The sequence below is a fragment of the Cnuibacter sp. UC19_7 genome, assembly GCF_042699995.1.
In the GTDB taxonomy this organism is placed as follows: domain Bacteria; phylum Actinomycetota; class Actinomycetes; order Actinomycetales; family Microbacteriaceae; genus Cnuibacter.
The window spans coordinates 426,303-438,679 of record NZ_CP170560.1 but is presented as its reverse complement, the minus strand read 5'-3'; the positions used below and the strand labels follow the sequence as shown (position 1 = coordinate 438,679).

9 protein-coding genes are annotated in these 12,377 nt (G+C 72.3%); 6 read left to right on the top strand and 3 right to left on the bottom strand.

The window, feature by feature from the left end; translation table 11 throughout:
- Positions 1-303: 303 nt before the first annotated feature.
- The 3 genes from ACFJGV_RS02130 to ACFJGV_RS02120 form a co-directional block, all read right to left on the bottom strand.
- Positions 304-3,732, bottom strand: coding sequence for an error-prone DNA polymerase (locus ACFJGV_RS02130; protein WP_378146482.1), 3,429 nt, complete (start codon positions 3,730-3,732; stop codon positions 304-306).
- A gap of 66 nt (positions 3,733-3,798) precedes the next feature.
- Positions 3,799-5,691 (bottom strand): DNA polymerase Y family protein, encoded by a 1,893-nt coding sequence (locus tag ACFJGV_RS02125; RefSeq protein WP_378146481.1) that lies wholly within the window; start codon positions 5,689-5,691, stop codon positions 3,799-3,801.
- The gene (locus tag ACFJGV_RS02120; RefSeq protein WP_378146479.1) at positions 5,688-6,662 is read right to left on the bottom strand and encodes a hypothetical protein; all 975 of its coding nucleotides are present in this window, start codon (positions 6,660-6,662) and stop codon (positions 5,688-5,690) included. The genes ACFJGV_RS02125 and ACFJGV_RS02120 overlap by 4 nt, the downstream gene beginning before the upstream one ends.
- Positions 6,663-6,731: 69 nt before the next feature.
- Between ACFJGV_RS02120 and ACFJGV_RS02115 the strand changes: the two genes are divergently transcribed.
- The 6 genes from ACFJGV_RS02115 (at position 6,732) to ACFJGV_RS02090 (ending at position 12,178) form a co-directional block, all read left to right on the top strand.
- Positions 6,732-7,184 (top strand): AAA family ATPase, encoded by a 453-nt coding sequence (locus tag ACFJGV_RS02115; RefSeq protein WP_378146477.1) that lies wholly within the window; start codon positions 6,732-6,734, stop codon positions 7,182-7,184.
- Between the two features lie 40 nt (positions 7,185-7,224).
- On the top strand, positions 7,225-8,925 hold the full coding sequence (locus tag ACFJGV_RS02110) for a DUF885 domain-containing protein (protein WP_378146475.1): 1,701 nt from the start codon (positions 7,225-7,227) through the stop codon (positions 8,923-8,925).
- 10 nt (positions 8,926-8,935) lie between these two features.
- Positions 8,936-9,577 carry a DUF4166 domain-containing protein gene (locus tag ACFJGV_RS02105; RefSeq protein ID WP_378146474.1) on the top strand — a complete coding sequence of 214 codons (642 nt, stop codon included), beginning with the start codon at positions 8,936-8,938 and terminating at the stop codon, positions 9,575-9,577.
- Positions 9,574-10,536, top strand: a complete 963-nt coding sequence (locus ACFJGV_RS02100; RefSeq protein WP_378146472.1) for an epimerase — start codon at positions 9,574-9,576, stop codon at positions 10,534-10,536. Before ACFJGV_RS02105 ends, ACFJGV_RS02100 begins: the two co-directional genes overlap by 4 nt.
- A gap of 505 nt (positions 10,537-11,041) precedes the next feature.
- Positions 11,042-11,392, top strand: coding sequence for a hypothetical protein (locus tag ACFJGV_RS02095; protein ID WP_378146470.1), 351 nt, complete (start codon positions 11,042-11,044; stop codon positions 11,390-11,392).
- Between the two features lie 102 nt (positions 11,393-11,494).
- Entirely contained in the window at positions 11,495-12,178 is a 684-nt protein-coding gene (locus ACFJGV_RS02090; protein WP_378146469.1) for a hypothetical protein, read from the top strand.
- The last annotated feature ends 199 nt before the right edge of the window (positions 12,179-12,377 follow it).

Below are 12,377 nucleotides of genomic sequence, written 5' to 3'. Positions count from 1 at the left end.
AAGGGCGGCGTCCGGGTGCCGGCGTCGTCGCTTCGACACCGAATCCGGGCGAGCCCGGCGAATACAGGCGGACTTGGACTGAAACGGTGTCGAAGTGGAGCCGTTGGCTGGCCGCGCTGCGTCACTCGTCGCCTCACTCCCCAAAGCCCGCACGCATCACGACCGCCACACCACACGGCCGCGCCCACCCCGTACGCCGCTCCCACGGCACCAACCCGCCGCACCCCCACCACCCTCGCCACACCCCCACCACCCTCGCCACACCCCCATCGCCCGTGCCCGCGGCGCGGCGTGACTCGCACCTCAGCGGAAGTCGCGGGAGCGGTGGGGGGCTGTGACGGGGAGGGGGGAGAAGGCGTCGGCGACGAGGTTGACGACGCCCTCGGGGGAGCGCTCCAGGATGCCGCGCACCACCATCGCGGGTGCCTCCCGGGCCAGGCGGCGGTAGCGCTTCCACACCCCGACGCTGCACACCACGTTGAGGAGCCCCGTCTCGTCCTCCAGGTTGAGGAAGGTGATGCCGCTCGCCGTCGCGGGACGCTGCCGGTGCGTCACCACCCCTCCGACCTCGATCCGGCGACCGCCCTCGACCGCCTCGAGGTCGCCGATCCGCACCGCACCCCGCGCCGCCAGCGCCTCGCGCGAGTGGCGGAGGGGGTGGTCGCCGGGGGAGATGCCCGTCGCCCACAGGTCGTAGATCACCTGCTCCTCATCGGTGAGGAACGGCAGCAGCGGAGGCTGCACGCTCACCACCGTGCCGGGCAGGAACTCCGGCCGGTTCTGCGCGGCGTTGCCCGCCTCCCACACCGCCTGCCGCTTCGACAGGCCGAACGACTCGAACGCCCCCGCGGTGGCCAGCGCCTCGAGCTGAGGCGCGGTGAGCCCCACCCGGTGGGCGAGGTCTCCCATGCTGCGGTACGGACCGGAGGCGTCGCGCTCCGCGACGATCCGCTCCGCCAGCTTCAGCCCGATCGACGACACCTCCGCCAGCCCCAGCCGCACGGCGAAGCGCCCGTCGCGGCGGTGCGCGGCCGACTCGTCGGGCGCCGAGCGATCGAACTCCGACGACGGGGACGGCGGGTGGGGGTCCAGGCACGAGTCCCTCCCGGTCTCGCGAGACGTCGAGTCGAGCGAACCGGATGAGTCAAGCGAACCGAGATCGAGCAGCTCCAGCCCCGGCTGCACCCCGGAGAGCAGGATGTCGGGCCGCAGCACACGCACGCCGTGGCGCTGCGCATCCGCCGACAGCGTCTGCGGCGAGTAGAACCCCATCGGCTGCGCCCGCAGCAGACCCGCCAGGAACGCCGCCGGATAGTGCAGCTTGAACCACGAGCTCGCGTACACCAGCAGAGCGAAGCTGTTCGCGTGGCTCTCAGCGAAGCCGAAGTTCGCGAACGACTCGATCCGCAGGTAGATGCTCTCGGCGATCTCGCCCGTGATGCCCTTCTCGGCCATGCCCTCGAACAGCGTCGCCTTGAGCGACTCGATCTTCTCGATGCCGCGCTTCGAGCCCATGGCGCGCCGCAGCAGATCGGCCTGCTCGGGTGTGCATCCGCCCACCGCGATCGCCATCTGCATCAGCTGCTCCTGGAACAGCGGCACCCCGAGGGTGCGCCGCAGCACGGGCTCGAGATCGGGGTGGATGTAGTCGATCGTCTCCTCGCCGAGCTTGCGGCGGATGAACGGATGCACGGCCCCGCCCTGGATCGGCCCCGGTCGGATGAGCGCGATCTCGACCACGAGGTCGTAGAACTTGCGGGGCTGCAGGCGCGGCAGAGTGCCGATCTGCGCGCGGCTCTCCACCTGGAACACCCCGATCGAATCGGCGCGGCAGAGCATGTCGTAGACGCCCTGCTCCTCCTTGGGGATGGAGGCGAGGTCCCACGCCTGTCCCGTCGCCTCCGCGACCATCGTCATCGTGTGCTGCAGCGCCGACAGCATCCCGAGTCCGAGGAGGTCGAACTTCACCAGCCCCATCCAGGCGCAGTCGTCCTTGTCCCACTGCAGGACGGTGCGGTCCTCCATCCGCGCGTTCTCGATGGGGCACACCTCGCCGACCGGACGGTCGGTGAGCACCATCCCGCCGGAGTGGATGCCGAGGTGGCGCGGGAACGTCATCACCTCCTGCGCGAGGTCGACCACGTCGCGGGGGATGTCGTGGTCGTCGCTCTCGACCATCGGCCCCCAGCGCTCGATCTGCTTCGACCACGCGTCCTGCTGGCCCGGACTGTGCCCGAGCGCCTTCGCCATGTCGCGCACCGCCGCCTTCGGGCGGTACTGGATGACGTTCGCCACCTGCGCGGCGTTCCGCCGCCCGTACTTGGCGTAGACGTACTGGATGATCTCCTCCCGCCGGTCGGAGTCGAAGTCGACGTCGATGTCGGGCTCCTCCTCGCGCAGGCTCGAGAGGAAGCGCTCGAACGGCAGCTCGAACTTGATCGAGTCCACCGCGGTGATGCCGAGCACGTAGCAGACGGCCGAGTTGGCGGCCGAGCCGCGCCCCTGGCAGAGGATGCCGAGCCGTCGCGCCTCCGCGACGATGTCATTGACGATGAGGAAGTAGCCGGGGAAGTCCTTCATCTCGATGACCGCGAGCTCCTTCCGGATGCGCTCCCAGACGCTCGCATCGGCCTCCGGATAACGCCAGGCGACACCCTCGTGCACGAGCTTCGTCAGCCACGACATGGGTGTGTGCCCCTCCGGCACCTCCTGACGCGGCAGCTTCGGCTTCGCCCGCCGCAGCTCGAACGCGAGGTCGGCGGCCACGTCGACGGTCGTCTCGACAGCGCCCGGGTAGCGCGCGAACCGACGCGTCATCTCGGCGCCCGAGCGCAGATGGGCGGAGGGCGCCGCAGGCAGCCAGCCGTCGAGCTCGTCGAGGCTGCGCCGGGCGCGCACCGCGGCGAGGGCCTGGGCGATCCGCGCGCGATCGGGGGTGGCGTAGTGCACGTTCCCGGTCGCGACCACGGGGAGCCCCCGCCTCTGGGCGATCGCGGCGAGATCGTCGTTGCGGATGCTGTCGAGCGGGTCGCCCGCATCCGTCAGCTCGACCAGCACGTTGTCGCGCCCGAACAGGTCGACGAGCCGCTCCACCTCGCGCTCGGCGCCCGCGACCCCCTCGTCGGCGTAGGCGAGGCGCACCGGGCTCTTGCGGCACCCGGTGAGGGCCATCACCTCGCCGCGGGTGTCGGCCGCGACCTGCTCGAGGGAGTAGACGGGCTTGCCCTTCTCGGCGCCCTGGGCAAGCTGCGCCGAGGTGATCGCGCCCGCGAGCCGGTGGTAGCCCTCCTGACCCCGGGCGAGCAGGAGCACATGCGACCCATGGGGATCGGCGACGCCGTTCTGCGGAGCGCGGAGGTCGAGCGACAGCTCGGCGCCGAACACGGTGCTCAGGGTGTGCTTCTCGGCGGCCTCGGCGAAGCGCACCACGCCGTAGTACCCGTCGTGATCGGTGAGGGCGAGCGCGTCGAGCCGCAGGCGCGCGGCCTCGGCGACGAGGTCCTCGGGCGAGGACGCGCCGTCGAGGAAGCTGAACGTGGAGTGCGCGTGCAGCTCGGCGTAGGGGATGTGCGGCTCGTCGGGCGGGGGAGGCGCGTCGGGATCGGGGCGGTAGGGGGCGCGCTTGCTCGACGCGGTGACGCCGTCGACCGCCGGCCGGTCGGGTGGGCGGGTGCGGCCCGAGAGCGCGCCCTCGAGCTCGGACCACGGCATCGCGGGGTTGTTCCAGCCCATCAGGCGGCCCCCGTTCCGGATGCGGCGGGGGCGATCCGTCGTGGAACGGATGCGCTGCGTCGGGGTTCAGTCATAGCGTGCCTCCGCGCTCCAGCGGCCGTGCTCCACGCGCAGCAGCCACGCATCGCCGTCGGCATCGACCACCTGGAAGCGGGCGTAGGTCCGGCGCTCGTCGGCATCCCACCAGCGTTCGCTCACGGGCCACGGGCCCGCCCAGGCCGACACCGGCCGCAGGTCGGACCGCGACGCATCTGGGGAGAAGAGCGCGGGATGCGCGGTCGCCTCACCGCGGTCGGTCACGTCGACGGTGTCGCCCGACGCGTCCTCGACGAGCACGGGCACCGGTTGCGCGAACACGGTCGTCGGCATGGGCGGCGGCAGGCTGCCGGGCCAGGGCGGTGTCCGCTCCGCTCCCGCGGTCACCCCCGTGGGGCGCGCGGGGAGCAGCTGCGGCGCCCGCTCGCCCGCGCTGCCCCCACTCGCCGGCGTGCCGCTGCCGGTCGCCCGCGCTCCCGCGCTGCCCCCACCCGTCGGCGTGCCGCTGCCGGTCGCCCGCGCTCCCGCGCTGCCCCCACCCGTCGGCGTGCCGCTGCCGGTCGCCCGCGCTCCCGCGCTGCCACCGCGGTCAGCCGCGCCGCGCCCCGGCGCGCCGAGCCCTGCCGCGCCACCGCCCGCCGCGCCACCGCCCGTGGCCGGGCTCACCACCGCACCGCCCTCTTCGTCCGGGCGGTCTCCCCACGGGGTGAGCCGCTGGCGCTCGGCGAGTCCCCGCCCGCCGCCGATCACCGCGGTGAGCACACCCTCGTGACCCACCATGCTCTGCACGCGCGACAGGGCGTGGTGGACGCGCTCATCGGATCCGGTGCCCCACAGGCCCGTCTCGTGGTGGATGCTCGCGTCGACCGCCTCCGCCGCGATCCGCACCCGGGTGATGGGCGCATCCAGACCGTCGTCGATCGTGCCGCCGCCCTGCAGCTGCCAGCGCACGCGGTCGACCACGTCGCTCGCGGTGAACCACCGCGGATGCAGCCAGACGCGTTCGCGCCTCCGCCCCGTCTCGGCGGTGAGCTCGACGCGCACGGCCGTGCACACCAGCCGCGCCTCGCGCAGGTCGTCGACGAAGCGGTCGCTCGCGGCGCGGATGCCGAACGTGATCTGGTCGACGCGGTCGAGCGGCGGCTCGAACTCGGAGACCACCTCGCGCAGTTCGGGCGGGATGCGCGGCACCACCGCCGTACCCTCGCTGCCGCTGGCCCGCAGGTGCGCTCGGGCGCCGATCTCGCCGAAGCGGGCGCGGACGTCCGCCGCCGGTATCGCGGCGAAGTCGCCCAGCGTGCGCACGCCGAGGCGCACGAGCAGGCCGACGAGCTCGTCGTCGCCGGTGAAGTGCACGGGCAGCCCGGCGAGGAACGGGCCCGCCTCACCCGCCGGCACCACGCGGATGCGATCGTCGCCAGGCAGTCGTGCCGCGATGTCGGCGGCGAAGAGCCCATCGGAGACGCCGACCCGCGCATCCGGAGCCCCCAGCCCCGCGAGCCGCTCGAGGAACGCCGTCGCGGCACCCCGCTCGGAGCCGTAGTAGCGCGCGGGTCCGCGCGACCGCAGCGCGCACACCCCCGAGCGCACCATCTGCACGCCAGGGCTGAGGTCCTCGAGCGCGGCGATCAGCGGCTCGAACGCCCGATCGACGCGCACCTGGTCGAGCTCGAGCACCACCAGCTGCGGGCAGCGCGCCTGAGCCTCGCGCCCGCGCAGCCCCCGCCGCACCCCCTCGGTGCGTGCGGCCGCGGAGCAGGCGTGCACCAGATCCTTCTCGATGACGGCGATCGGATGCGCGGGGTCGACCCCCGCGACACCCGCCATCGCCGTGACGGGCCAGTCGGGGCACCACACCACCATCGTCCGCATCGGCACCGCCACGCCGGGAGCCGCGGGGGAGGTGCGTCGTCCCCCGCTCATCCCACCGCCTCCAGCTGCGGTGCCGACCGCGCGGAGGCGTGCTCCCGCTCGGCACCCGGTTCCGCGGAGGCGCGTTCCCCTTCGGCGCCCGGCTCCGCGAAGGGCCACTCCCGCTCGGGCTCGACGGGCCTCCGTTCCCGCTCCGGTACGGCCTGCATCGGCGGCACGAGCCGCACCGCGGGCGACCCAGGCTCCGCCCCCGCGAGCATGGGCAGCTCCGCCCCCGACCCGGACCCCACCGGCACGCTCGACCCCACCACCACGGGCCGCACCGCGGGCGCGTCGGCACCGCCGACCCGCGGCACCTCCTCCTCGACCGGCCGGAACAGCTCGTCGCGATCGGGCAGCCACAGCTCGGCGCGCCGCGTGCGGAACTCGCCCCGCGTCGTCACCGCCACTCGCGCCCGCCGCCCGGTGAGGTACCCGTGGCCCTGGCCGATCCCCTCCCACGAGCTGCCCTCGATGCGCAGCGTCGCCTCGCTCTGCGGCCAGTCTCCCAGCACGATGAGCGTCGCGTCGCGCTGTCGGATGCGGGCCTGCAGCCGGGCCACCGCCGAGTCGGGCACCCGGCGGGGGAGCGCGGTGACCACCACACCCACCGCATCCGCCAGCGCCGCCGTGGCGGTGAGCCACTCGTCGCCCGGATGCGGCACGAGCACGAGACGCTCCAGGTCGATCCCGAACCGCGCCGCCGCCTCGAGCCCGAAGTCGGGCAGCCCGACCACCCCGCACCACACCCCATCGGCCGACGGGCCCGCCATGAGCGCCATCACGAGGGCCGATGACCGCTCGACCGAGTACGCCGCCCCCGCTCGGATCGCGCCCGTGGGGAGCAGCCCCTCCAGCGCAGGATGCGTGCGCACCGCCCGGGTGTCGAGCTTGGTGTCCTGCATCTGGCGGATGCGTGACTGCAGCGCACGGATCTCGTCGCCCACGGAGGGCGACGAGATCGCGGAGGCTGCCTGGTTCACCCCTCCAGTTTCGAACACATGTTCGAACTAAGCAACCCGGTGTCCCGATCCGCACAGTACTCTCTCCCCATGACACGGGTCCTGGTCACCGGCATGTCCGGCGCAGGCAAGTCGACGCTCCTCAGCGAGCTCGCCAGGCGCGGGCACCGGACGCTCGACACCGACTACGACGGTTGGACGAACCCCGACGGGCTCTGGGACGCAGCCCGGATGCGCGAGCTGCTGCAGCGCGCTCGCGTCGAGGGGCACCCCGTGATCGTCTCGGGGACCGTCGAGAACCAGCCGACGTTCTACCCCGACTTCGACCGCATCGTGCTCCTCACCGCACCGCTGTCCGTCCTGCTGGAGCGGGTGAGCACCCGCACGGGGAATCCCTACGGCCGAAGGCCGGGCGATCTCGCGGAGATCCGTCATCACACGCTCACGATCGAGCCGCTGCTGAGGCCAGGGGCCACCGACGTGCTCGACGCCTGCCGACCCACCACCGACCTCGCCGACGAGGTCGAGCACATGCTCGCGTGACTCCTCCGCCGCCGTCGGACCCCGCGTATAGGGTCGGAGGATGAGCGACACGACCGCACAGGGCGCATCCGGCACCGCACCCGCCAGGCAGAGCACGCCGATCGACCGCATCGCCGAGGAGTGGGTCGACACCGTGGTCGACCTGCTGCCCGAGTACGGCACCTACATCGGCCGCACCGAGGTGAACCACCGCCTCGGCGACTACTCGCCCGAGGGCCACCAGCGCTACATCGCCGCGGTGAAGCGCACGCTCGCCGCGCTCGACGCCGCAGCGCCCGCCGACGACGTCGACGAGGTCACGAAGACCGACCTGTCGAGCGAGCTGCGCCTCTCCCTCGAGAGCTCCGACGCCGGCCTCCACCTGCGCGACCTCAACGTCATCAACTCGCCGTCGCAGGAGATCCGCGAGTCGTTCGACCTCATGCCCACCGCCACGGCCGACGACTGGTCGACCATCGCGACGCGGCTCGCCGCGGTCGACGATGCTATCGCGGGGTACATCGTCACGCTGCGCCAGGGCATGCGCGAGGGCGTCACGCCCGCTCGCCGTCAGGTGCTCGAGGTGCTCGAGCAGGCGCGCCGCTATTCGGCTCGCGACGGCTTCTTCCACTCGTTCACCGCGAACACGGCCGCTGCGGGCGAGCTCCCGCAGAGCCTTCGCGCCGACCTCCAGCGCGGCGCCGACGCCGCCTCCGAGGCGTACTCGCGACTCGAGCAGTTCCTCGAGAACGAGCTCGCGCCCGTGGCCACCCGCGAGGATGCGGTGGGCCGCGAGATCTACGCGCTCCAGTCGCGTCGGTTCCTGGGCGCCGCGATCGACCTCGACGAGACGTACGAGTGGGGTGTGGGCGAGCTCGCCCGCATGACGGAGGAGCAGGAGTCGATCGCGCAGGAGATCGTCCCCGGCGCCTCGGTGCAGGAGGCGATCGCGTTCCTCGACGGCGACCCGAGCCGCAAGCTGCACGGCACCGACGCCCTCCAGCGCTGGATGCAGGAGACCAGCGACCGCGCCGTCGCCGAGCTGGGCGCCACCCACTTCGACATCCCCGAGCCGATCCGCGCGCTCGAGTGCATGATCGCCCCCACCACAGAGGGCGGCATCTACTACACCGGCCCGACCGACGACTTCTCGCGTCCGGGGCGGATGTGGTGGTCGGTGCCCGAGGGAGTCACCGAGTTCGACACCTGGCGCGAGCTCACCACCGTGTACCACGAGGGCGTCCCCGGCCATCACCTGCAGATCGGCCAGGCGGTCTACAACCGCGCCCGCCTCAACACCTGGCGTCGCCAGCTGGCGGGCACGAGCGGTCACGCCGAGGGCTGGGCGCTCTACGCCGAGCGGCTCATGGAGGAGCTCGGCTACCTCGACGACCCCGCCGACCTCCTCGGCATGCTCGACGGGCAGCGGATGCGCGCGGTGCGCGTCGTCCTCGACATCGGCGTGCACCTGGGCAAGCCGCGCCTCGACGGCACCGGCGTCTGGGACGCCGACTACGCCCTCGAGATCATGCGCCAGAACGTCAACATGGACGACTCGTTCATCCGATTCGAGGTGAACCGCTACCTCGGCTGGCCCGGTCAGGCGCCGTCGTACAAGGTGGGCCAGCGCATCTGGGAGGAGGTGCGCGACGCCGCTCGCGCCCGCGAGGGCGACTCGTTCTCGCTGAAGGACTTCCACCGCCGCGCCCTCGACCTCGGCGGCGTCGGCCTCGACACGCTCCGCACCACGCTGCTCTCGTAGCGCTCGCGCCGTGCCGACACCCCGCGACCCCGAGCATCCGCTCTCGCCGTACGAGGCGGCGCTCGGGGCCGCGGCGGTGGCCCGCCTGCATCCGCGCCTGCGCGCCTACGTCGGCGCGATCCCGCCGGGTCGTCACGGCACAGGGCACGGCACGTACGAGGTCGCCGGCACTCGTCGGCGCTGGCTCTGGCCTGTCCTCGGGATCCTGGCGCGCGAGCACGTGCTGTTCCCGGCGGGGCAGCGCGACGTGCCGTTCCGCATCCGCAACGAGGAGGGGCCGGCGGGCCGGCGCGCCCGACGGGAGTTCGACTTCCTGTCAGGGCCGCGCACGATGGTCGACGAGGTCCGCTTCATCGACGGGCGGCTCGTCGACGACATCGGCACCCACCGCAGGTTCCGCGCCGAGCTCGTGGCCCGTGTCGACGACGGCGCCCTCGTGCTCACCTCCATCCGGATGCTCGTGCGAGTCGGCGGCCACCACATCCCTCTCCCGCGTCGATGGTCGCCCCGGATCCTCCTCGTGGAGCGCTTCGTCGACGCCGAGGACAGGCAGCGCGTCGAGCTCGTGCTCGACGCGCCCGTGATCGGCAGGCTCTACGAGTACCGGGGTACGTTCGAGTACGGGATCGTCGGGGGAGAGGACGCCGGGTGACGGATCGGGTCGTACTGGCAGGAGCGTCGGGCTTCATCGGCCAGGCGTTGCGGAGGTCGTTCGAGAGCCGAGGCGCGACGGTCATCACGATCGGCCGATCCGGCGCCGACGCGCGCTGGGGCGACACCGCCGCCATCCGCCGCGCGGTCGACGGCGCCCAACTCGTCGTCAACCTCGCGGGCAAGAGCGTGAACTGCCGCTACGACGCCGCGAACCGGCGCGAGATCTTCCGCTCGCGACTCGGCACGACGCGCGAAGTGGCCGACGCGATCGCCGGATGCGAGCTTCCGCCGCCCGTGTGGCTCAACGCCTCGACGGCCACCATCTACCGCCACGCGGAGGACCGCCCGATGACGGAGTCGACGGGCGAGATCGGCGAGGGCTTCTCGGTGAACGTGGCCACGTCGTGGGAGGAGGCGTTCTTCGAGCGCGACCTCCCCGGCACGCGGCGCGTCGCACTCCGGATGGCGATCGTCCTCGGCGACGGCAGCGCTCTGCGCCCGATCCTCGCGCTCGCGCGCTGGGGCCTCGGCGGCCCGCAGCTCGACGGACGCTGGCCCGCGACGACGGCGCGCCTCGCCGCGGGCACCTACCACCGCTTCCGGGCGCGCGGCGGGAGGCAGCGGTTCAGCTGGGTCCATCTCGACGACGTGGTGGCGATCGTGCACTTCCTCCGCGACCATCCCGAGATCGACGGCCTCGTCAACGTCGTTGCGCCCGGCGCCACCGACAACCGCACGCTCATGCGCACCGTCCGCCGCGCCGTGGGGAGGCCGTTCGGGCTGCCCGCCTTCCGCTGGATGCTCGAGCTCGGCACAGCCGTGCTCCGCACCGAGACCGAGCTGGTGCTGAAGAGCCGGTGGGTCGCACCGGAGCGCCTCGAGCAGGCCGGCTACTCCTTCCTCTACCGCGACCACGGCCCGGCGATCCGAGCGATCGTCGCCGCGAGCAAACGGTGAGCTTCCCTCATACCATGGACTCATGGATGCAATATTCCAGGTGCCCGGCAGGACTGACGATCTACCCCCACTGAGGCTCCTGGCCGACGGGGAGAGCTTCATCATCGCGGACCACGACAGCCCCGTCATCGAGGGACGACGCTCTGCGTCGAGCGTCGATCTGAGTTTTCATACCCCCACTCAGAGTCACGTCGTCCCACCCATCACGGCGCGTCAGATCCGACGACACGGCTCGATGGCTCCGGCGGACCGGACGCGGTCGTGGCTGCACCACTTCACGCGTGCGATGATCTCGTCGACTTGGTCGCCTCTGCACAGAGGACGATGGCTGCTCGAGGCGGTTCCCTCGCCGGATCAGTCCGACCACCGAGTCCGTTCCAGGCGGGCGACTGAAGCAATGGTCGCTTTCGGGCCGCCCACGTCGCGGCCGCTCGACACTGCCCGCCCGCCTCTGTTGCTACCTGTTCGGCACTGGCCGGACAGGACCAGCTCTCGAGTCAAGGCCATGCGCAAGTTCGCAAGCGAAGCGATCCCCCTTCCACCGGTGCTCATCTGGTGGGTGTCGCAGCTCGAGTCATACATCGTCCTCGACGGTCACAGCCGCCTGGTGGCCGCCGCGCTCGACGTCCGAGCGCTTGACTTCTTCTCGCTCGATCTGCTGTCTGATGCAGACGACCCCGGGCATCAACGTGAACTGATCGACGCTTATGAGATACGCGTCGCTGAACTGGTACGAGCGGCAAGCAGAGGAAATGACCGTGACGGAGTCACCATCCAGATCGCCGAGGAGTCTCAGCGGCTGGCTCGACTCCTCGGAAGACAGACCAGACCCTCTCGCGCATGGAGTATCGAGTAATGGACATCGAGAGTGACGCATGCATATCTCGTCCTCGAGGATCGCTTCCGCTCGGCGGCACCCGGACCTAGTATGAGGCGAGCTTTCGTCAGCTCACACGCCATGCATCCAGAGATCACGTTCGACGTCGCCGCCGAGGTCGCAGACGACACGGCGGGGCTCCGCCTTGCCCGCCGCGGATCCACGTACACGCTGCTCGCCGACGGCGCGCCCCGCGTCGAGCTCGTCGATGACGCGGAGTTCCCCGTCGACGAGTCCGACGACGGGCACGGCATGCGCGCCCGCATCGTCGACCAGGAAGACCCGCTCGACGCGGTCGCCCCCATCTCCGCGACGCTCGCCCGATCGCTGCTCGCCGAGGACGGATGGATGTACTGGCTGCGCGACCAGCTCACGCTCTCCGGCCCGTCGCCGCTCACGCCCGGGCGGTGGCGCCTGCGCATGGGCCCGCTGCCGCTCCTCGGCTGGCGGCCTGCCCACGAGCGGCCCGCCGCCCTGCGCGCCGCGCTCGTGCCGACGCCCGAGGGGCGCTTCGTGCACGGCGAGTCGCTGCGACCCGCGATCGTCCCGCTCCGCCGCTGGCCCGGTCGGCACACGGCGGCCGTGCTCGCGCATCGCGGCCTCCTCCGCGACCGCCGGCTCCCGCCCGTCCTCGTCTGGCATCTGCCCGGCATCGCGAGCTACCTCGTCCTCGACGGCCACACCCGTCTCGTCGCCGCTCTCGCCGCGGACGCGGTCCCCGCCTTCGCCACCCTCACCGCACTCTCGCCGGCGGAACCGCGATGATTCCCGTCGACAGCGGTCGACGCGACTACTCAGCGCCCGCACTCCTCCCTCTTCTCACCGATGGAGGCCGCATCGCCCTGAGATGCCGGGGACAGAACCTCGTGCACGGGCTCGTACAGCCGCCCGGGTCGGGCCTGTGGGTCACCCGAGCTCGCGCCGGCAGACTGGACGTCCTCCCGCCCTCCGCGCTTCGACGGCC